The 20,649-nt window shown below is 60.3% G+C and carries 17 protein-coding genes; 12 read left to right on the top strand and 5 right to left on the bottom strand.

The window, feature by feature from the left end; genetic code table 11:
- Positions 1 to 112: 112 nt before the first annotated feature.
- The 12 genes from E4O97_RS10360 to E4O97_RS10305 all read left to right on the top strand — a co-directional run bounded on the left by E4O97_RS10360 (position 113) and on the right by E4O97_RS10305 (position 12,128).
- The gene (locus E4O97_RS10360; RefSeq protein WP_216090852.1) at positions 113 to 1,453 is read left to right on the top strand and encodes an MFS transporter; all 1,341 of its coding nucleotides are present in this window, start codon (positions 113 to 115) and stop codon (positions 1,451 to 1,453) included.
- A gap of 270 nt (positions 1,454 to 1,723) precedes the next feature.
- A complete protein-coding gene (locus tag E4O97_RS10355) occupies positions 1,724 to 2,581 on the top strand; it encodes a CoA transferase subunit A (RefSeq protein WP_005785868.1) in 858 nt (285 codons plus the stop codon).
- Positions 2,581 to 3,360, top strand: coding sequence for a CoA-transferase subunit beta (locus E4O97_RS10350; RefSeq protein ID WP_005785870.1), 780 nt, complete (start codon positions 2,581 to 2,583; stop codon positions 3,358 to 3,360). The genes E4O97_RS10355 and E4O97_RS10350 overlap by 1 nt, the downstream gene beginning before the upstream one ends.
- The gene (gene pcaF / locus E4O97_RS10345; protein ID WP_248161326.1) at positions 3,357 to 4,559 is read left to right on the top strand and encodes a 3-oxoadipyl-CoA thiolase; all 1,203 of its coding nucleotides are present in this window, start codon (positions 3,357 to 3,359) and stop codon (positions 4,557 to 4,559) included. Before E4O97_RS10350 ends, pcaF begins: the two co-directional genes overlap by 4 nt.
- A 17-nt stretch (positions 4,560 to 4,576) precedes the next feature.
- A complete protein-coding gene (gene pcaH / locus E4O97_RS10340) occupies positions 4,577 to 5,281 on the top strand; it encodes a protocatechuate 3,4-dioxygenase subunit beta (protein WP_005785874.1) in 705 nt (234 codons plus the stop codon).
- Between the two features lies 1 nt (position 5,282).
- Positions 5,283 to 5,849 (top strand): protocatechuate 3,4-dioxygenase subunit alpha, encoded by a 567-nt coding sequence (gene pcaG, locus E4O97_RS10335; protein WP_078820502.1) that lies wholly within the window; start codon positions 5,283 to 5,285, stop codon positions 5,847 to 5,849.
- Between the two features lie 188 nt (positions 5,850 to 6,037).
- A complete protein-coding gene (locus E4O97_RS10330; RefSeq protein WP_248161300.1) occupies positions 6,038 to 7,333 on the top strand; it encodes an MFS family transporter in 1,296 nt (431 codons plus the stop codon).
- Positions 7,334 to 7,343: 10 nt separating this feature from the next.
- On the top strand, positions 7,344 to 8,708 hold the full coding sequence (locus tag E4O97_RS10325; RefSeq protein WP_032877320.1) for a 3-carboxy-cis,cis-muconate cycloisomerase: 1,365 nt from the start codon (positions 7,344 to 7,346) through the stop codon (positions 8,706 to 8,708).
- A gap of 10 nt (positions 8,709 to 8,718) precedes the next feature.
- Entirely contained in the window at positions 8,719 to 9,510 is a 792-nt protein-coding gene (pcaD, locus tag E4O97_RS10320; protein WP_216090855.1) for a 3-oxoadipate enol-lactonase, read from the top strand.
- A gap of 10 nt (positions 9,511 to 9,520) precedes the next feature.
- Complete coding sequence (pcaC, locus tag E4O97_RS10315; RefSeq protein WP_078741193.1) at positions 9,521 to 9,919, top strand: 4-carboxymuconolactone decarboxylase; 399 nt, start codon at positions 9,521 to 9,523, stop codon at positions 9,917 to 9,919.
- Positions 9,920 to 10,114: 195 nt separating this feature from the next.
- The gene (locus E4O97_RS10310) at positions 10,115 to 11,443 is read left to right on the top strand and encodes a potassium transporter TrkG (RefSeq protein WP_248128133.1); all 1,329 of its coding nucleotides are present in this window, start codon (positions 10,115 to 10,117) and stop codon (positions 11,441 to 11,443) included.
- On the top strand, positions 11,433 to 12,128 hold the full coding sequence (locus E4O97_RS10305; RefSeq protein WP_216090857.1) for a TrkA family potassium uptake protein: 696 nt from the start codon (positions 11,433 to 11,435) through the stop codon (positions 12,126 to 12,128). The genes E4O97_RS10310 and E4O97_RS10305 overlap by 11 nt, the downstream gene beginning before the upstream one ends.
- 263 nt (positions 12,129 to 12,391) lie before the next feature.
- On the opposite strand, the gene E4O97_RS10300 is transcribed toward E4O97_RS10305, so the two are convergent.
- The 5 genes from E4O97_RS10300 to E4O97_RS10280 all read right to left on the bottom strand — a co-directional run bounded on the left by E4O97_RS10300 (position 12,392) and on the right by E4O97_RS10280 (position 20,647).
- Positions 12,392 to 13,375 carry a hypothetical protein gene (locus E4O97_RS10300; RefSeq protein WP_248161298.1) on the bottom strand — a complete coding sequence of 328 codons (984 nt, stop codon included), beginning with the start codon at positions 13,373 to 13,375 and terminating at the stop codon, positions 12,392 to 12,394.
- Positions 13,376 to 13,615: 240 nt separating this feature from the next.
- Positions 13,616 to 14,515 (bottom strand): polysaccharide deacetylase family protein, encoded by a 900-nt coding sequence (locus tag E4O97_RS10295; protein WP_248161325.1) that lies wholly within the window; start codon positions 14,513 to 14,515, stop codon positions 13,616 to 13,618.
- 82 nt (positions 14,516 to 14,597) lie between these two features.
- Entirely contained in the window at positions 14,598 to 15,848 is a 1,251-nt protein-coding gene (locus tag E4O97_RS10290) for an OprD family porin (protein WP_032877317.1), read from the bottom strand.
- A gap of 183 nt (positions 15,849 to 16,031) precedes the next feature.
- A complete protein-coding gene (gene adeC, locus E4O97_RS10285) occupies positions 16,032 to 17,489 on the bottom strand; it encodes an AdeC/AdeK/OprM family multidrug efflux complex outer membrane factor (protein WP_032877316.1) in 1,458 nt (485 codons plus the stop codon).
- The gene (locus E4O97_RS10280) at positions 17,486 to 20,647 is read right to left on the bottom strand and encodes an efflux RND transporter permease subunit (RefSeq protein ID WP_032877315.1); all 3,162 of its coding nucleotides are present in this window, start codon (positions 20,645 to 20,647) and stop codon (positions 17,486 to 17,488) included. Before E4O97_RS10280 ends, adeC begins: the two co-directional genes overlap by 4 nt.
- Between the last annotated feature and the right edge of the window lie 2 nt (positions 20,648 to 20,649).

The raw sequence follows: 20,649 nt of genomic DNA, 5'->3' as shown, positions 1-20,649 counted from the left end.
CGATTGACGGTGTTTCCCCTGGCTTATTAATGTGCGGCAGCGCTTCAAAGCGCCGCCTAACAATAATGATGACCTGAGGTCATCGGCCCGCCATCGGTGTGGAATAAAAATAATGAATCAGCCTTCTGTCGGTACCCCCCTGGACGTGCAGTCCTTTATCAACACCCAGCCATTGTCACGCTACCAGTGGCGCGTGGTGATCCTGTGTTTCCTGATTGTCTTTCTTGACGGCCTCGATACGGCGGCGATGGGTTTTATTGCGCCGGCCCTGTCCCAGGACTGGGGCATCGACCGCGCCAGCCTTGGCCCGGTGATGAGCGCCGCGTTGATCGGCATGGTGTTCGGCGCACTCGGGTCCGGCCCGCTGGCCGACCGCTTTGGCCGCAAAGTCGTGTTGGTCGGCGCGGTACTGGTATTTGGCGCGTTCAGCCTGGCCTCGGCCTACAGCACCAATGTCGACCAGTTGCTGGTGCTGCGCTTTCTGACCGGGCTGGGTCTGGGCGCGGGTATGCCCAATGCCACGACCTTGCTCTCCGAATACACCCCCGAGCGTCATAAGTCGTTGTTGGTCACCAGCATGTTTTGCGGTTTCAACCTGGGCATGGCCGGTGGTGGGTTTATCTCGGCCAAGTTGATCCCGGCGTTTGGCTGGCACAGCTTGCTGCTCATCGGCGGCATCCTGCCATTGATCCTCGCGGGGGTGCTGTTGGTGTGGCTGCCGGAGTCGGCGCGTTACCTGGTAGTGCGTAATCGCGGTACCGACAAGGTACGCAAGGCCCTGGCACCCATTGAGCCCAATATCGTGGCCCAGGCCGGCAGCTTCAGCGTGCCGGAGCAAGCAACCGTCAAGGCTCGCAACGTGTTCGCGGTGATTTTCTCGGGCACCTACAGCGCCGGCACCTTGCTGCTGTGGCTCACTTACTTCATGGGCCTGGTGATTGTTTACCTGCTGACCAGTTGGCTGCCTACCTTGATGCGCGACAGTGGCGCCAGCATGGAGCAGGCGGCATTTATCGGCGCGTTGTTCCAGTTAGGCGGGGTGTTGAGCGCAGTGGGCGTGGGCTGGGCAATGGATCGGTTCAACCCGCACAAAGTGATCGGGACTTTCTACCTGCTGGCCGGGGTGTTTGCCTACGCGGTAGGGCAAAGCCTTGGCAATATCACTTTATTGGCAACGTTAGTGCTGATCGCCGGGATGTGCGTCAACGGTGCGCAGTCAGCGATGCCGTCCCTGGCCGCACGTTTTTACCCTACCCAGGGGCGTGCCACCGGTGTGTCGTGGATGCTTGGCATTGGCCGCTTCGGCGCGATCCTGGGTGCGTGGATGGGGGCCACCTTGCTGGGCCTGGGCTGGAATTTCGAGCAGGTGCTCACGGCACTGGTGATTCCGGCGGCACTCGCCACTGCAGCCGTGTTGATCAAAGGCATGGTCAGCCACGCCGACGCCACTTAAGCCTTGATGGGACTCAAATGTGGGAGGGGGCTTGCTCCCGATTGCGGGGTGTCAGTCAAAAAATTTGTTGGCTGATCCACCGCTATCGGGAGCAAGCCCCCTCCCACATTTGAATTGCGTTCGCTTAGACGATTAGCTAGACAACAATCTGTTCGATAATCGAACGCTGAGTCGATTATCGGATTGTTCGGCCCATTTCCCCGGCTTAATCTTCAAGCACTTCGGCGCCACCTCAGCGCCTTTTTCGATCAACACCGGGAGCCCAACCCCATGGCTGAAATCCTCACCCTGCGTGATGCGGTCAAGCGCTTTGTGAACGACGGCGATACCGTCGCTCTCGAAGGTTTTACCCACCTGATCCCAACGGCCGCAGGTCATGAAATCATTCGTCAGGGTAAGAAAGACCTGACGCTGGTGCGTATGACGCCCGACCTGATCTACGACCAATTGATCGGTGCCGGCTGCGCGCGCAAGTTGATTTTTTCCTGGGGCGGCAACCCGGGTGTGGGCTCCCTGCATCGGTTGCGCGACGCGGTGGAGAAGCAATGGCCGCAACCGCTGGAGATCGAAGAACACAGCCACGCCGACTTGGCCAATGCCTACGTCGCCGGTGCCTCGGGCCTGCCGTTCGCGGTGCTGCGTGCCTACGCTGGTTCCGACTTGCCCAAGGTCAACCCGCTGATCAAGACCGTCACGTGCCCATTCACCGGCGAAGTGCTGGCGGCGGTGCCGTCGGTACGTCCGGATGTCACCGTAATTCACGCGCAGAAAGCCGATCGCAAGGGCAACGTGTTGCTCTGGGGCATTCTCGGGGTACAGAAGGAAGCGGCCCTTGCGGCTCAGCGTTGCATTGTCACCGTGGAAGAAATCGTCGATGACCTCAATGCGCCGATGAACAGTTGCGTGTTGCCGACCTGGGCACTGACCGCGGTGTGCCATGTGCCGGGTGGTGCACATCCCTCCTACGCTCACGGCTACAACGAGCGGGATAACCGCTTCTACCAGGCGTGGGATCCGATTGCTCGCGACCGTGGGACCTTTACCGCCTGGATTGATGAATTCATCCACGGCACTGCTGATTTCAGCGAGTTCCAGGCCAAGCTGGCCACCGCGCAGGAGGCCAAGTAATGACCTACTCCACCAATGAAATGATGACCGTCGCCGCTGCACGCCGCTTGAAGAACGGTTCAGTGTGCTTCGTCGGTATCGGCCTGCCGTCCAAGGCCGCCAACCTGGCGCGGCTGACGTCCTCACCCGATGTAGTGCTGATCTACGAGTCCGGCCCGATTGGCGCCAAGCCCAGCGTGTTGCCGCTGTCAATCGGCGATGGCGAGTTGGCCGAGACCGCCGACACTGTGGTGCCCACCGGTGAGATCTTTCGCTATTGGCTGCAGGGCGGGCGCATTGACGTGGGCTTTCTCGGTGCGGCCCAGGTCGACCGTTTCGGCAATATCAACACCACCGTGGTCGGTGATTATCACCAGCCCAAAGTGCGTTTGCCGGGTGCCGGTGGGGCGCCGGAGATCGCCGGTTCCGCCAAGAGCGTGCTGATCATCCTTAAACAGTCGTCCCGTTCGTTTGTCGACAAACTGGACTTCATCACCTCCGTCGGTCACGGCGAAGGTGGCGACTCGCGCAAGCGTCTTGGCCTGCCCGGTGCCGGCCCCGTCGGCATCATTACCGACCTGTGCATCATGGAACCGGAGGAGGGCAGCCATGAGTTCGTGGTCACCGCGCTGCACCCCGGCGTGACCCGCGAGCAAGTGGTCGCTGCCACCGGCTGGGCGATTCGCTTTGCCGACCAGGTCAGCACCACGGCAGAACCGACCGAGACAGAACTGACCGCGCTGCGCGAGCTTGAAGCCCGCACCGCCGCCGCCCATGGCCAAGCACCGGGAGAAGCCTGATGCGCGAGGTATTTATCTGTGATGCCATTCGCACACCTATCGGTCGTTTCGGCGGTGGGCTGTCCACGGTGCGTGCCGATGACCTGGCGGCGCTGCCGATCAAGGCCCTGATCGAGCGTAACCCGTCGGTGGACTGGGACGCGGTGGACGAAGTCTTTTTGGGCTGTGCCAACCAGGCCGGCGAAGACAATCGTAACGTGGCGCGCATGGCACTGTTGCTGGCGGGGCTGCCGGACAGCATTCCGGGCGTGACCCTCAACCGTCTGTGCGCCTCGGGCATGGATGCCATCGGCACGGCCTTTCGCGCTATTGCCAGTGGCGAAATGGAGCTGGCGATTGCTGGCGGCGTCGAGTCGATGTCCCGTGCGCCGTTCGTGATGGGCAAGGCCGATGCGGCGTTTTCGCGCAGTATGAAGCTGGAAGACACCACCATCGGCTGGCGTTTCATCAATCCGTTGATGAAGGCCCAGTACGGCGTGGATGCCATGCCGCAGACCGCCGATAACGTCGCCGACGACTACCTGGTTTCCCGCGCCGACCAGGATGCTTTCGCCTTGCGCAGCCAGCAGCGGACCGCCGCTGCGCAAGCCGCCGGTTTCTTCGCCGAGGAAATAGTGCCGGTACGGGTTGCCCATAAAAAAGGCGAAACCCTGGTGGAACACGACGAACACCCGCGTGACACCAGCCTGCAAGCCCTGGCCAAACTCAAGCCGGTCAACGGCCCGGACAAGACCGTCACCGCCGGCAATGCCTCGGGGGTCAATGACGGTGCCGCCGCGCTGATTCTGGCATCCGCCGACGCCGTCAAGAAACACGGCCTCACCGCGCGCGCCCGGGTGCTGGGCATGGCCAGTGCCGGTGTCGCACCGCGCGTAATGGGTATCGGCCCGGTGCCGGCGGTGCGCAAGCTGGTGGAACGCCTGGGGTTGGCGGTCACCGACTTCGACGTGATCGAGCTTAACGAAGCCTTCGCCAGCCAGGGTCTGGCGGTGCTGCGCGAGCTGGGTATTGCCGACGATGCACCTCAGGTCAACCCGAACGGCGGTGCCATTGCGCTGGGTCATCCCCTGGGCATGAGCGGTGCGCGGCTGGTGTTGACGGCCCTGCACCAGTTGGAAAAAACCGGCGGCAGCAAAGGCCTGGCGACCATGTGCGTGGGCGTCGGCCAAGGCCTGGCCCTGGCGATTGAACGCGTCTAATAAAAGAGGATTGCTCCATGAGTGACAAGCCTGGTTACCGGCGCCCGCAAGCGGGCACTCAACCTGATTACCTGCACCCGGCGTATCAGTCGACGAACCTGCGTTCGCCGTCCCAGCCGTTGGTGTTCCTGCCCCATTCCTTGTCGGAAATCACCGGCCCGACGATCGGCGCCGAGCGCATCAATGACAAGGACAACGACCTGACCGCCCAGCATGAAGGCGAGCCCCAAGGCGAGCGCATCATCATTCATGGCCGTGTGCTGGACGAGAATGGCCTGCCGGTGCCGGGCATTCTCGTGGAGATCTGGCAGGCCAACGCCGCCGGGCGCTACAACCACAAGCGTGACCTGCACGACGCGCCGCTGGACCCGAACTTCACCGGCACCGGGCGCACCGTTACCGACGCCGATGGCTGGTACCAGTTCCAAACCATCAAGCCCGGCGCCTACCCGTGGGGCAACCATCACAATGCATGGCGCCCGGCGCATATCCATTTTTCGCTGTTCGGCCCCAGTGTGCTGACGCGCTTGGTGACGCAGATGTATTTCCCTGGCGACCCATTGCTCGAATACGACCCGATCTACAACTGCGTGCCGGATACGCGGGCCAAGGAACGCCTGATCGCGCGCTTCGACCTGGAAAAGACCGTCCCTTCCTACGCCCTCGGTTACCGCTGGGACATCGTCCTGCGCGGCCGCGACGCCACGCCGATGGAGAAATGAGATGACACTCAACGCGACCACGTCCCACACCGTCGGGCCGTATTACCACATTGGCCTGACCTGGCTGAACCGCGAAGACATGACCGTAGCCGCCACACTCGGCGAGCGCGTGGCGATCAGCGGCCAGGTAGTGGACGGCAACGGTGATGTCGTCAACGACGCCATGCTGGAAGTCTGGCAGGCCAATGCTGCCGGTAAATATGACCACCCTGAGGATGAACAGGACAAGGCGGTCGATCCGCACTTTGAAGGTTTTGGCCGGGTGCCGGTGGATGCTGAAGGGCGGTTCCGCTTTACCACCATCAAGCCGGGTGCCGTTCCTGGCTTGAAGGGCACCACCCAGGCGCCGCACCTGGTGGTGCTGGTGTTTGCCCGCGGGCTGGTGAAGCACTTGCTGACGCGGATTTATTTTGACGGTGAGGCACTCAATGGCGATGACCCGCTGCTGGCGTGTGTGCCAGCCGAGCGTCGCGGTACGTTGATTGCCAAGCCGGATACGCAGGGCGTGCATCAGTGGAATGTGATTTTGCAGGGGACAGATAAGGAAACGGTGTTTTTCGATTACTGAGTTGGCTGTAGGGCCTCATCGGGAGCAAGCCCCCTCCCACATTTGGACTTGTGAATACATACCAATGTGGGAGGGGGCTTGCTCCCGATGAGGCCCTCACAGTCACTACATACCCAAAAGTCTGCTTGCGGAACATGGTTGTTGCAAAGTATGTCTAGGCTATAACCGTTCCCACTGAGTAAAAAACCATGACAACAACAACGAGTCACTACACCGGAGAAGAACGCCGCAAACGGATTTTTGCGATTGTCGGGGCTTCCTCCGGCAACCTGGTCGAATGGTTCGACTTCTACGTCTACGCCTTCTGCGCAATCTATTTTGCCCCGGTGTTTTTCCCCTCGGACGACCCCACGGTGCAACTGCTCAACACCGCCGGTGTATTCGCCGCCGGGTTCCTGATGCGGCCGATCGGCGGCTGGCTGTTTGGCCGGGTGGCCGACAAGCACGGGCGCAAGAACTCGATGATGATCTCGGTGCTGATGATGTGCGCCGGTTCCCTGGTCATCGCCTTCCTGCCCACCTACAACGACATCGGTGCCTGGGCCCCGGCGCTGCTGCTGGTGGCGCGGCTGTTCCAGGGCTTGTCGGTGGGTGGCGAATACGGCACCACGGCGACCTACATGAGTGAAGTTGCGCTCAAGGGCCAGCGCGGTTTCTTCGCTTCGTTCCAGTACGTGACCCTGATCGGCGGCCAGTTGCTGGCGGTGCTGGTGGTGGTGATCCTGCAACAGATCCTCACCGAAGAAGAACTGCGTGCCTGGGGCTGGCGCATTCCGTTTGTAATCGGCGCCATCGCCGCGGTGATCTCCCTGCTGCTGCGTCGCACCCTGAAAGAAACAACCAGCAAGGAAATGCGTCAGGACAAGGACGCCGGCAGCATCGTCGCGCTGTTCCGTGACCACGGCAAAGCCTTCATCACTGTGCTGGGCTACACCGCTGGCGGCTCGCTGATTTTCTACACGTTCACCACTTACATGCAGAAGTACCTGGTGAACACTGTCGGTATGCACGCCAAGACGTCCAGCTACATCATGACCGGCGCGCTGTTTCTGTACATGTGCATGCAGCCGCTGTTCGGCATGTTGGCCGACAAGATCGGGCGACGTAATTCCATGCTCTGGTTCGCCGGCCTTGGCACCTTGTTCACTGTGCCGATCCTGTTGACCTTGAAAACCGTGACCAGCCCGTTCCTGGCGTTTGTACTGATCACCCTGGCCTTGGCGATTGTCAGCTTCTACACCTCCATCAGCGGCCTGGTCAAAGCCGAGATGTTCCCGCCCCAGGTGCGTGCCTTGGGTGTGGGCCTGGCATATGCCGTGGCTAACGCGGTGTTTGGCGGTTCGGCGGAAGTGGTCGCACTGAGCCTGAAATCCATCGGCATGGAAAACACCTTCTATTGGTACGTCACTGCGATGATGGCGGTGGCCTTCCTGTTCAGCTTGCGCCTGCCTAAACAGGCGGCGTACCTGCATCACGATTTGTAAGGGATGAGTTATGACGCTGCGCACGAGCAATCAACTGTTCGACGCTTACTTCACCGCCGCCAGCATGGCCGAAGTGTTCTGTGACCAGGGACGCTTGCAGGGCATGCTGGATTTCGAGGCGGCGCTGGCCCGGGCCCAGGCTCGGGTCGGGTTGATTCCCCAGGCTGCCGTCGCGCCGATTGCCCAGGCGTGCCTGGCTTCGCTGTATGACGTCGATGCGCTTGGCGCGGCCATTGCGACGGCGGGTAATTCCGCGATTCCAGTGGTGAAGGCGCTGGGTAAGTTGATCGCCAGCGAAGATGCCGACGCCGAGCGTTATGTGCATCTGGGCGCGACCAGTCAAGATGTGATGGACACCGGCCTGGTGCTGCAAGTGCGTCAGGCGCTGGTGCTGATCGAGGCGGATTTGGCGCGCCTGGGGGACGTGCTGGCTGCCCAGGCGCAGCGCCACGCCGCCGTGCCGTTGGCTGGCCGCACTTGGCTGCAGCACGCGACACCGGTCACCCTGGGCATGAAAATCGCCGGTTGGCTGGGCGCCGTGACACGCAGTCGCCAGCGTCTTGCCGAGTTGAAACCGCGCCTGTTGGTGCTGCAATTCGGCGGTGCATCCGGCACCTTGGCGGCGCTCGGCGAACACGCCATGCCCGTCGCCGAAGCCTTGGCCGCCGAGTTGCAACTGGGCTTACCGGAACAGCCCTGGCACACCCAGCGTGATCGCCTGGTGGAATTTGCCAGCGTGCTCGGCCTGATCGCCGGCAGCCTCGGCAAGCTGGGTCGCGATATCAGCCTGTTGATGCAAACCGAGGCGGCAGAGGTGTTTGAGCCCGCCGCGCCGGGCAAGGGCGGTTCATCGACCATGCCGCACAAACGCAACCCCGTAGGCGCCGCCGTATTGATCAGCGCTGCCACCCGCGTGCCGGGCCTGGTGGCGACCATGTTCAGCGCCATGCCCCAGGAGCACGAACGCAGCCTGGGCCTGTGGCACGCCGAATGGGAAACCTTGCCAGAGATTTGCCGCCTGGTGTCCGGCGCCTTGCAACAGGCGCTGCTGGTGAGTGAAGGGCTGGAGGTCGATACCGCGCGCATGGCGCAGAATCTCGACCTGACCCAGGGCCTGGTGTTGGCTGAAGCAGTCAGCATCGTGCTTGCCCAACGCCTGGGCCGCGATACCGCACACCACCTGCTGGAGCAATGCTGCAAACGCGCCGTGGCCGAGCAGCGTCACTTGCGCGCCGTGCTGGCGGATGAGTCCCAGGTGACTGCCGAGTTGTCAGCGGCTGAACTGGACCGCCTGCTCGACCCGGCTCATTACCTGGGCCAGGCCCAGACCTGGGTCACGCGTGCCGTGACTGAACACTTTGCTTTGACTGCCTGAGGAGACCGCTGTGGCTTTTGTACAACTCGCCGAGGGCGAATTGCATTACCAATTGGACGGGCCGGGGGATGCACCGGTGCTGGTACTGTCCAACTCCCTGGGCACCGACCTGCATATGTGGGACGTGCAGATTCCGGCGTTCACCGAGCATTTTCGCGTGTTGCGTTTCGATACCCGCGGTCACGGCAAATCCCTGGTCACCGAGGGGCCGTACAGCATCGAACAACTGGGGCGAGACGTGCTTGCGTTGCTGGATGCGCTGGATATCCAGCGCGCGCATTTTTGCGGCCTGTCCATGGGCGGCTTGATCGGCCAATGGCTGGGCATCCACGCCGGCGAGCGTTTGCGGCGTCTGGTGGTGTGCAATACCGCCGCCAAGATCGGCACGCCTGAGGTTTGGAACCCGCGCATCGAAATGGTCCTGCGTGACGGCGCCGCTGCGATGGTGGCGCTACGCGATGCTTCGATTGCGCGCTGGTTTACCGCGGATTTCGCTGCGGCCAACCCGCACCAGGCCAAGCAGATCACTGACATGCTCGCGGCCACATCGCCCGAGGGCTACGCCGCCAATTGCGGCGCCGTGCGCGACGCGGATTTTCGTGAGCAACTGTCGTTGATCAAGGTGCCGACCCTGGTGATTGCCGGCACTGAAGATGCGGTGACACCGCCGGCTGGCAGCCACTTTATCCAGCACCATGTGCAGGGCGCCGAATACGCCGAGTTCTATGCGGCGCACCTGTCCAACGTGCAAGCCGGCGCTGCCTTCAGCGACCGCGTGATCAACTTTCTGCTGGCTCGCTGAGGAGCGTTTTGTGGACGAGAAACAACGTTACGCCGATGGCCTGCAGGTGCGCCGCGAAGTGCTGGGCGATGCTCATGTCGACCGCAGCCTTAATGCCCTCACCGAGTTCAACAGCGAGTTCCAGGAAATGATCACGCGCCATGCCTGGGGCGATATCTGGACGCGCCCCGGGCTGCCTCGGCATACCCGCAGCCTGATCACCATCGCCATGTTGATCGGCATGAACCGCAGTGAAGAGCTCAAGCTGCACCTGCGTGCGGCCGCCAGCAATGGTGTGACCCGCGCCGAGATCAAGGAAGTGCTGATGCAGAGTGCGATCTATTGCGGAATACCGGCGGCGAATGCGACGTTTCACTTGGCCGAGTCGGTGTGGGATGAGCTCGGGGTTGAGTCCCGCCAGCCTGACTGAATGATCATCGAGTGAAATCTCTTACGTTGAATAGTTTTTCAACGGCATATACTGCCAATCCCAGTGCGGATGATGTTGAGTTAGAGCTGACGCTGAATGCTTCAGTTGTGCCTATCGATATCAAGCGAGTGATATAGAGGTCAGGTTTCTCGAGCGCTGTGCATTTTCCTGACACGACATGAGCCCTGACGCCCAATGAAATTAATGCTTCATCCAGCCAGGGCGGTTGCCTTGGTGTTCCTGGCAGCGATTGTGGCTGGAACGGTCATTTTGATGCTGCCGATCTCTCAATCCGAGGGTATCGCGGCTCCTTGGCTGACTGCCTTCTTTACTGCGGTATCGGCTGTCTGCGTGACCGGGCTGGTAGTGGTGGATACCGGCACGTACTGGTCAACCTTCGGCCAATCAGTGATTTTGTTACTGTTCCAGCTCGGTGGCTTCGGCATCATGACAGTGGCGACCTTGCTCGGTTTGATGGTTAACCGCAGTTTTCGTCTACGCACCAAAATGGTTGCACAGTTGGAATCACGCTCATTAGGGGCGGGCGACATCGCCAGCGTGGCCAAGCTGGTGTTGTTAGTGACATTCGCCTTGGAATTCATTGCGACCGTGTGGCTTACACTTAGACTCCATTGGGCTTATGACTTGCCGTGGGCCGGTGCAGCCTGGAATGGCCTGTTCCACGCAGTATCGGCATTCAATAATGCGGGTTTCTCCCTTTATCCCGACAGCCTGATGCGCTATGCCTCAGATGGCTGGATCCTGCTGCCGATCATGGTTGCGATTGTTATCGGCGGCATTGGGTTTCCCGTGCTGTATGACTTGCGCAGTAGGTTCAAGCATCCCCGTCGTTGGTCCTTACACACCAAATTCACCCTGACTGGAACGGTAATCCTGTTACTGGGCGGGTTTTTCACCGTGCTTCTGTTCGAGTGGGACAATTCGGCGACGATTGGGCCGATGGCGTTAGCCGATAAAATCCTCTCGGCTGCATTTGCTTCCGTTTCTGCGCGTACTGCCGGGTTCAACGCCCTCGATATAGGTGCATTGACGCCTGAAAGTTGGGCAGTGCACTACTTTCTGATGTTTGTCGGGGGGGGCAGCGCCGGAACGGCGGGTGGGGTCAAAGTCGGTACTGTCGCCATTTTGGTCTTGCTGGTTGTTGCCGAAATTCGTGGTCACAGTGACAGCGAGGCATTTGGCCGGCGAGTCGGTGCCCCGGCCCAACGTCAAGCCATCACGGTGCTCGTTCTAAGCAGCGCCATGATCGTACTGGCGACGCTCTTTATCTTGCGTGGAACAGATTTGCCTACCGATCAGGTCATATTTGAAGTCATCTCGGCGTTTGGCACCGTCGGGTTGTCCACTGGCATCACCGCTGATCTACCCCCATCGAGTCAACTGGTGCTGACGCTGCTGATGTATGCCGGACGGGTCGGCACCATTACACTTGCGGCGTCATTAGCCTTGGGCGAGCGCCGCATGCCCTATCGCTACCCTGAGGAACATCCAATTGTTGGCTAAACTTTTGTTTTCAGAGCAGTTTTCATTTTCCAAGGGCGATAGCGTGGTGGTGGTCGGTCTTGGCCGCTTCGGCGGCTCCGTGGCGCAGTCGCTGATGCGCCTTGGTCACGATGTGATGGGCATCGACCTGGACCCCGCACCTGTCCATGAGTGGGCAGATCTGTTGACTCATGCGGTTCAGGCCGACTCCACCAACCTGCAGGTCTTGCGCCAGTTGGGAGTTGCCGACTTCGCTCATGCCATTGTAGGGATAGGCACCGATCTGTCAGCCAGCTTGCTGACCATCATGACGCTGACCGAACTGGGTATCCCTGATATCTGGGTCAAGGCCCGCACTGCCGAGCATGGGCAAATAGCCCAGCGCATTGGTGCCCATCATGTTGTCTATCCGGAGAGAGAAATGGGCGAGCGTGTTGCTCATCTCATTACCGGGCGGATGATCGACTTCATCGAGTTCGATGACGGCTTCGCCATTGCCAAGATTCATTCACCCCTGTCGAGCCATAACAGCACGCTGGCCGACGGCCAGATCCGTGAGAAATTTGGCGTAACGGTCGTAGGGCTGAAGCGCGCGAGTCAAGACTTCCAGCATGCAACTCCTGGTTCGCTGGTTCTGCCGGGTGATTTGTTAATTGTTTCTGGCCCAACCCATCTGATACAAAAATTTGCGGGTCACTCGACATAACCCGCGTGGCTGCAATGGGATCAGCTCGGTCACCGTCGGCAGCCGCATCACCTACGATTGGTATGAAACGCTACGGCGTCATAGAGGGTCAGCGGGAAACGGATCAGCACTTGGGCTAGCAGGCGCAATCCCGAGCGTAAAAAGAGTGAAAACCCACCCCCTGGTTATCAGGTGGGTTTTTATCACGTACACCTAGGCTCGGAATTCATTCACCGTGCGCCGATGCAAACTTGGCGTGGGGTGAGGTTATGCCATATCGGGGGTCAGACACTGGTTTCGACAGGTTTGTAGTTTTGCGTGGTATAGCGCTGCCTCAAATTGGGCTCTTCTTCACCCGAAACGAACCCGCCGCCACTGTACAAAGTGCCTGCTTTACCCTCGCCCATGTTGATAAAGGCATAGTTCTTTACATTAGAGTCGATGGTGACTTTATCGTCTCCGTCTCCGGCTTGAATGAACAGCCTGGAACCACCTGCTGGATCGTTTTTAATAGGCAGGAGGAATTGTTGCCCATTCACTTCAGCTAACAATGAATTGTCTTCTGCTGCGCTGATACGAATAGTGTCATTGCCGCTGCCGGCGGTTATTTGCATGACGCCGTCGCCGAACTGCCTTGGGTTGGCGTTTGGCGAGAACTTGAAGGTGGTCTCGTCATGTTTGAACTCGGCGCCTTTTTGCAGGTGAGGTGCAATGGCGATGATTCCGGGTTGCGAGAATGTTTTCACGCCCGCTGACTCGGGGGCGGAGGTATACCCATTGGTCCCGGAAACCGTGTGGTTGTCGTTAAGACTCACAGTGGTTTGGAACCAGATGTCGTCTGCAATCGTGACGTGGTCATCGCCACCCCTGGTTTTTATTTCCACGGTCTCGGTCGTGCCGCCAGCATTCTGAACCGGTAACAGGTATCGCCTGCCGTTTATTTCTGCGACGACCCCAATGTCCGGAAGACTCTTGAGGTGAACGTTGTCTGCACTATTACCGGTTTCGATGGTGACTTTGTTGCGCAGCATGGGAACGCCGTGAAAACTGCCTTCATGAGCCGTTGCCGAGGTGATCTTGACGTTGCCGTTATCGTACGTGTGAGTGGTCGGGGTACTGGTGAGGGCGCGTGGTACTTCGGTGATGGGGTTTGATTCGATGGGCTGTTGTGCTGGAGCCGTAGCTGCGGAATTGACGGGTTTATCCATCGAGGAGTTAGGGTTGTAAAGGCTGTGCGAATAGTTGTTCTGTAAGGGAGTTGTCAACATGACTAAGTCCTTTTAAAGGTTGGCAAGTGTGAGAAGGTTGGGCAGTGCGCGGTAAGTCTTGCGAACTACTGATCCGATAGTGGGCGGGAAGGAGTACTGAGTTCCAACGCCACTTGTTTCACTTTCCTACGTATTCAAAGGGCTTATGGTCAGTGGGTGGTTAATAAGGTGGGCGTGGTGGGGCAGGATGGGACTACCTGTCTGACTTAAACATCTTACTGTTGTAACTGTTTGTAGCTTTCAGTGTGAGTCCGCATCCCATATCCAGTTCCATACACCCGGCAGATGGGCCTCTTCATTCACATCCTTCACGGTGCGTGCCAGTGCTGCGCGTTCCAGCATGGCGGTGTCGGTGTAGAACGGCTCGGCAGCGGTCTTCACTCCGTTGATTTGCGCGCTGTCCATCAGGATCTGCATGTATTCCTGCATATGCCGGGCGGTGTAGCGGTTGATGTCATGGAAGGTCACTACCACCGGTATCACGCCTTCCACCATCGGCAGTTCACCCAGCGCGATGCGCTCACGCACGACCGACAGCTGCCGATACAAATTGGCCCGCCGGCGCGGGCTGGCGTTGAAGCCCCAGATCTTGCCGTCATTGGCGCTGAGGTCCGTCAGCAGTACGTGCATGCCATGCCGCTGGTAGGCGGCGAAGGTACGGCGGTCGTAGTTCCAGAACGGTGGGCGTACCAGCATGGGCGGCGTGCCGGTGATGGCGGCAATGTCTGCCGCACCTTCGGTAAGGGTGCGTTCCAGCTCTGCATCGTTCAGCCAGCGGTGATTGGTATGAAACGCCGTCGCCGTGTGGAAGGCCAGTACATGGCCAGCGGCGAATTCACGTTCCATGGTCTTGCGCCCGCGAGAACTGCCGCCGGAGCGAGCGGCTTCGGTCTGAGAGAAGAACACCGCCTTGATCCCAGGCAATACCGGGTTATTCGCCAGATCCGCCACGACCGAACGGCTCGGGTTGTTGTAGCCCGAGGCGCTGGGGCCGTCATCGAAGGTCAGCAGAAAGCGGATCGGCGCCTGGGCTTGCAAGCGTTGCTGGGTTGCCGGTGTCAGGGCAATGGGCGCGCCGATGCAGCCACTCAGGCTCAGGGCCAAGGCAAACACTACGCTCGCTGCGGCAAAGGGTTTCATCAGGTACGCAGGCTCGATAAAGGCCGCTGCTGGGGGGATCAGCAGCGGCAGGCGCGCACCATACAGCAAGTCCGGCGCCGGTTTACAGCAGACTGATGGGGTAGCTGACGATCAACCGGTTTTCGTCGAATTCGTTGTTGCTGTAGTCGCGGCGCATGCTCGAATTACGCCAGCGCACCGTGAGGTTTTTCAGGCCGCCGCTCTGCACGGTGTAGCCCACTTCACTTTCGCGGCCCCACTCCTTGCCGTCGGTGATAGTGCCGGTGTGCACGTTGCTGCCGCTGATATAGCGGTTCATCAGGGTCAGGCCAGGAATGCCCAGGGCGGCAAAGTTGTAGTCGTGGCGCACTTGCCAGGATTTTTCCTCGGCGTTGTCGTAGCTGGAGTTATAGCTGTCGTTGGCCAGGGTGCCGCCACTGGTGCCGTTGACGCGCATCCAGGCGCTGTTGCCGGTGAGTTTTTGCAGGCCGACATAGAAGGTGTTGCCGCCATACCTGGCAGAAAGCAAGCCGGACCAGGTTTTGTTGTCCAGGTTACCTGCGCGGGCGCTGCCGTCGTCCTTGCCGTAGAAGAACCCCAGGTTGGCGCCGAGGGTCCAGGCGCCGACAGGCTGGCTGTGGATCAGGTTGAGATACTGCTGGCTGTAGATGTCCTTGAGCTGGGCATTCCATACGCCGACCTGGGTGCGCTTGTCGTTGAATGCGTACTCGGCACCTTGGAAATTGAAACGGTCGGAAGTGAAGGCGGTTTTGCCGAACATCGACATGTCGCTCATGCTGCCGTCGTCACGCGGGCTGTTGGCGCGGAACTGGCCGCCATACAGGGTCAGGCCGTCGATTTCCTTCGAGGTGATCTGCCCGCCGCGCAGGGTCTGCGGCAGGGAGCGGCCGTCGTCGGAACGCAAGATCGGCAGCACCGGCATCCATTCGCCTACCTTCAGCTCTGTCTTGGAAAACCGCGCCTTGAACGCCACGCCCAGGCGCCCGAACTCATCCGCCGGACGGCCATCATGGTCCAGCGGCAGCAACTGGGTGCCGCCCGTGCCGCGCCCGCCATCAAGCTTGAGCGAGTACAGGCCCAGCACATCCACACCAAAACCCACGGTGCCTTGGGTAAAGCCGGACTTGGCGTCGAGGATGAAACTCTGCGTCCACTCCTGCGCGCCACCCTGGGCCTTGGTCGGGTTGGTGTAATTGCGGTTGAAGAAGAAGTTACGCAGGTTGAGGTTGGCGCTGGCATCTTCAAGAAAACCGTGTTCTTCGGCGATTGCAGGAACGGCAAGACTGCCGACAGCGGCAGCCAGCAACAGCTGGCGCGGGTGAAAAGTGCTCATGGTGTTGGACCTGTTGTTATTGGGTTTATGCAGGTGGCGGCCATGGTGCGCGGCGGTATGGGGGCGATGAAAGTGGGGGAGGGCGGGTTGTGGGCGGTGATCGAACGCAAGTTGGCGAGGTAAAAAACCAGGCATAAAAAAACCGCTTCCGGTAAGGGAAGCGGTTTTCTTACACACGCGCTATCAGAACAACTTCAACGGCGGTGCTTGTTCTTTCAACGGCTCGTTCTTGGCGGTCTGCTCATTCCAGCCACCGCCGAGGGCCTTGTACAGGTTGACCTCGCTGGTCAGCTGCGCCAGGCGGTCGGTGATCAGCGATTGCTGGGCACTGAACAGTTGGCGCTGGGCGTCGAGGAAAGTCAGGTTGCTGTCGACACCAATGCGGTAGCGACGCTCGGCCAGGCGGTAGTAATCCTGGTTAGCCTCGACGAAGCCACGTTGGGCATCCAGTTGCTGCTTGTAGGTCTGACGCGCAGCGAGGCCGTCGGAGACTTCCTGGAAGCCGGTCTGGATGGCTTTCTCGTAGTTGGCCACGTTGATCTCTTTCTGGATCTTCGAGTAGTCCAGGCTTGCGCGCAGGCTACCGGCGTTGAAGATCGGGATGTTGATCTGCGGGGCAAACGCCCAGGTACCCGAACCGCCTTTGAACAGGCCGCCCAGGGTTGGGCTGGCGGTACCGGCACTGGCCGTCAGGCTGATGCTCGGGAAGAACGCCGCACGGGCCGCGCCGATATTGGCATTGGCAGCCTTGAGGTTGTACTCGGCCTGCACAATGTCGGGACGACGTTGCAGCAGGTCTGACGGCAAGCCGGCAGGCACTTCGCTGAGCAGGTCATCGGACAGCGGCTTGCTGGCGATATTCGCCGGCAGGCCGGTGCCCAGCAACAGGGTCAGGCTGTTTTCGTCCTGAGCCACCTGGCGCGTATAACGTGCCAGTTGCACCCGGGCGTTTTCCACCGAGGTGCGTGCCTGGCTGAGGTCCAGCGCCGACGCCACGCCGACTTCGTTGCTGCGCGAGGTGAGCTTGAAGCTCTGCTCGAACGCACCCAGGGTGTCCTGGGTCAGCTTGAGCAGTTCCTTGTCGGCCTGCCAGGTCAGGTAGGCATTGGCCACGCTGGCCACCAGGCTGATCTGGGTACTGCGCCGCGCTTCTTCAGTGGCGAAGTACTTCTGCAGCGCTTCTTCACTCAGGCTGCGCACGCGACCGAACAGGTCCAGCTCATAAGAGCTGATCCCCAGGCCCGCCGAGTACTGGCTGGCGATAGACGATTCGCCGGTCTGTGACAGCTTGGCCGGGGTGCGCGAACGGCTGCCGTTACCGGTGGCCGATACCGCCGGGAACAGGTCGGCACGCTGGATCTGGTACTGCGCTGCATAGGCGTCGATGTTAAGGGCCGCGACACGCAGGTCACGGTTGTTCACCAATGCGGTCTGGATCAGCTGTTGCAGGGCAGGGTCATGGAAAAACTGCTTCCAGCCCTGCTCGGCAGCGGCCTGGTTCGGCGCCTGGGCCGACGAATACGCCGGCCCCTGCGGGAACTGTGCAGCCACCGGCGCATCGGGGCGCTGATAGTCAGGTATCAGCGAGCAGCCACTGAGCACGAATGCCGTGACGGCTAGGGAAAGTAGCGACTTGCTCATTGGCCAGCCTCTTTAGGAGTTTCAGTAGTGTCTTTCTTTTTGCGTTCGCCGGCCGAGGACACGGTTGCGTAGAACAGTGGCACCCAGAAAATGGCAAGCACAGTGGCGGTGATCATACCGCCGATCACGCCGGTACCGATCGCGTGCTGGCTGCCTGAGCCGGCACCGCTGGAAATCGCCAGCGGCAGTACGCCGAGCACGAACGCCATGGACGTCATGATGATCGGGCGCAGACGCATACGGGACGCTTCGATAGCCGCCTCGACGATGCCTTTGCCTTGCTCGTGCAGCTCTTTGGCGAATTCCACGATCAGGATGGCGTTTTTCGCCGCCAGGCCCACCGTCACCAGCAAGCCCACCTGGAAGAACACGTCGTTGGACAAGCCCCGCATACTGGTAGCGATCAGTGCACCGATCACACCCAGTGGCACAACCAGAATCACCGCGATCGGGATCGACCAGCTTTCGTACAGTGCCGCCAGGCACAGGAACACCACCAGCAGCGACAATGCGTACAGGGCTGGCGCCTGGGAGCCGGACAGGCGTTCTTCGTACGACAGGCCGGTCCAGGCATAGCCGACACCGGCCGGCAGTTCTTTGGCAATGCGTTCGACTTCGGCCATCGCGTCACCGGTACTGTAGCCTGGTGCCGGGGTACCGAGGATTTCCATCGCCGCTACACCGTTGTATCGCGAAAGCTTGGGCGAACCGTAGATCCACTGGCCCGACGAGATGGCCGACAGCGGCACCATTTTTCCGTCGCCGCTGCGTACGTACCATTTGTCCAGGTCTTCCGGCGACATGCGGCTGGCGGCGTCACCTTGCACATACACCTTCTTCACACGACCACGGTCGATGAAGTCGTTGATGTAGCTGCCACCCAAGGCAATGGCCAGGGTCTGCTGGATATCGGCAAGGCTGATGCCCTGGGCACTGGCTTTCTCGTCGTCGACGGTCAGCTCGTACTGCGGTTCATCGTTCACGCCGTTGGGACGTACGCCCGCCAACACCTTGCTTTGTGCCGCCGCACCCAGGAACTGGTTACGTGCAGCCATCAGCTTGTCGTGGCCCACGCCACCCTGGTCTTGCAGGAACACGTCGAAACCGGTGGCGTTACCCAATTCCAGAACCGAAGGCGGCACGATGGCAAATACCATGGCGTCCTTGAAGGCCCCGAAGAAGTAACCCTGGGCACGCTTGGCCACTTCGAATACCGATTGGGTCGAGTCACGCTCGTCCCACGGCTTGAGCATCACGAACGCAAGGCCCGAGCTCTGGCCACGGCCGGCGAAGTTGAAGCCGTTTACGGTAAACACCGAGTTCACCGACTTGCCTTCGCCAGGCTCGCCTTCCTTGTCGTTCAGCAGGAAGGCACGCATATCGTCGACGACTTTTTGCGTACGCTCAGCCGAAGCACCGACTGGTGTCTGCACCTGGGCGAAGATCACACCCTGGTCTTCCTCTGGCAGGAACGCGCTTGGAATACGGGTGAACATCCAGATCATGCCGGCCAGAATCAGCACATACACCAGAAACGCCGGGATCTTGTGCTTGATCATGTTGCCCACGCCGCGCTCGTACTTGAGTACGCCGCTGTCGAAGGTGCGGTTGAACCAGCCAAAGAAGCCGCGCTTGGGCTGGCCGTGCTTTTCCGGATCGATCGGCTTGAGCATGGTGGCGCACAAGGCCGGGGTGAAGATCAGGGCAACCAGTACCGACAACGCCATCGCCGAAACAATGGTGATGGAGAACTGGCGGTAGATCACACCGGTGGAGCCACCGAAGAACGCCATCGGCAGCAATACCGCCGACAGTACCAGGGCAATACCCACCAGGGCGCCCTGGATCTGGCCCATGGACTTGATCGTCGCTTCCTTGGGCGACAGGTGCTCCTCGGCCATGACCCGTTCGACGTTTTCCACCACGACGATGGCATCGTCCACCAGCAAGCCGATGGCCAGGATCATGCCGAACATGGTCAGGGTATTGATGGTGAAGCCGCACGCGGCCAGGATCCCGAAGGTACCCAGCAATACCACCGGTACGGTCATGGTGGTGATGATGGTGGCGCGGAAGTTCTGCAGGAACAGGAACATCACCAGGAACACCAGCACGATCGCTTCGACCAGGGTGTGAACCACGCCGGAGATCGACTCGGTCACTACCGGCGTAGTGTCATAGGGCACCACCGCCTTCATGCCTGGCGGGAAGAACGGTTCCAGAGACTTCACTGTTTCGCGGATGGCCTTGCCGGTGTCCAGTGCGTTGGCACCGGCCGCCAGCTTGATTGCCATACCCGAGGCCGGCTTGCCGTTGAATTGCGCACTGATGCTGTAGTTCTGGCCGCCCAGTTCGATACGCGCGACGTCACCTAGGCGAACTTGGGAGCCGTCGGTGTTCACCTTCATCAGGATCTTGGCGAATTCCTCTGTGCTTTGCAGGCGCGTCTTGCCGATGATGGTGGCGTTCAGTTGGGTGCCGGGCAGCGCAGGCAGGCCGCCCAGTTGGCCGGTGGCCACCTGCACGTTCTGGGCCTTGATGGCATTGCTGACGTCCACTGGCGTGAGCTGGTAATTGTTCAGTTTGGCCGGGTCGAGCCAGATACGCATGGCGTACTGCGAACCGAACACCTGGAAGTCACCCACCCCCGCGGTACGGGAGATCGGGTCCTGGATGTTGGACACGATGTAGTTGGAGAGGTCGTCCTTGGTCATGCTGCCGTCTTCCGACACCAGACCGATCACCATCAGGAAGTTCTTCACCGACTTGGTGACGCGGATACCCTGTTGCTGCACTTCTTGCGGCAGCAGCGGGGTGGCCAGGTTCAGCTTGTTCTGTACCTGAACCTGGGCGATATCCGGGTTGGTACCCTGGTTGAACGTCACGGTGATGGTCATGCTGCCGTCGGAGTTACTGTCCGAGGAAACATAACGCAGGTTGTCGATACCGTTGAGCTGTTGCTCGATGACCTGCACCACGGTGTCCTGCACGGTTTGTGCGGAAGCGCCCGGGTAGGTCACCTGGATATCAATGGCCGTTGGCGCAATGGCCGGGTATTGGTTGATGGGCAACTTCAGGATCGAGAGTGCCCCGACCAGCATGATCACCAGGGCAATTACCCAGGCGAAAATGGGACGGTCGATAAAAAATTTCGACATGG

This window comes from Pseudomonas sp. W15Feb34, from assembly GCF_023127765.1.
Classification (GTDB): Bacteria; Pseudomonadota; Gammaproteobacteria; order Pseudomonadales; family Pseudomonadaceae; genus Aquipseudomonas; species Aquipseudomonas synxantha_A.
This window is presented reverse-complemented; position numbering and strand designations above follow the sequence as displayed.

What these genes read in the sequence shown, in the direction of transcription:
- E4O97_RS10360 (WP_216090852.1), top strand. Translation starts at nt 113, where the DNA reads ATGAATCAGCCTTCTGTCGGTACCCCCCTGGACGTGCAGTCCTTTATC.
- E4O97_RS10355 (WP_005785868.1), top strand. Translation starts at nt 1,724, where the DNA reads ATGGCTGAAATCCTCACCCTGCGTGATGCGGTCAAGCGCTTTGTGAAC.
- E4O97_RS10350 (WP_005785870.1), top strand. Translation starts at nt 2,581, where the DNA reads ATGACCTACTCCACCAATGAAATGATGACCGTCGCCGCTGCACGCCGC.
- pcaH (WP_005785874.1), top strand. Translation starts at nt 4,577, where the DNA reads ATGAGTGACAAGCCTGGTTACCGGCGCCCGCAAGCGGGCACTCAACCT.
- pcaG (WP_078820502.1), top strand. Translation starts at nt 5,283, where the DNA reads ATGACACTCAACGCGACCACGTCCCACACCGTCGGGCCGTATTACCAC.
- E4O97_RS10330 (WP_248161300.1), top strand. Translation starts at nt 6,038, where the DNA reads ATGACAACAACAACGAGTCACTACACCGGAGAAGAACGCCGCAAACGG.
- E4O97_RS10325 (WP_032877320.1), top strand. Translation starts at nt 7,344, where the DNA reads ATGACGCTGCGCACGAGCAATCAACTGTTCGACGCTTACTTCACCGCC.
- E4O97_RS10310 (WP_248128133.1), top strand. Translation starts at nt 10,115, where the DNA reads ATGAAATTAATGCTTCATCCAGCCAGGGCGGTTGCCTTGGTGTTCCTG.
- E4O97_RS10300 (WP_248161298.1), bottom strand. Translation starts at nt 13,375, where the DNA reads ATGTTGACAACTCCCTTACAGAACAACTATTCGCACAGCCTTTACAAC.
- E4O97_RS10295 (WP_248161325.1), bottom strand. Translation starts at nt 14,515, where the DNA reads ATGAAACCCTTTGCCGCAGCGAGCGTAGTGTTTGCCTTGGCCCTGAGC.
- E4O97_RS10290 (WP_032877317.1), bottom strand. Translation starts at nt 15,848, where the DNA reads ATGAGCACTTTTCACCCGCGCCAGCTGTTGCTGGCTGCCGCTGTCGGC.
- adeC (WP_032877316.1), bottom strand. Translation starts at nt 17,489, where the DNA reads ATGAGCAAGTCGCTACTTTCCCTAGCCGTCACGGCATTCGTGCTCAGT.
- E4O97_RS10280 (WP_032877315.1), bottom strand. Translation starts at nt 20,647, where the DNA reads ATGTCGAAATTTTTTATCGACCGTCCCATTTTCGCCTGGGTAATTGCC.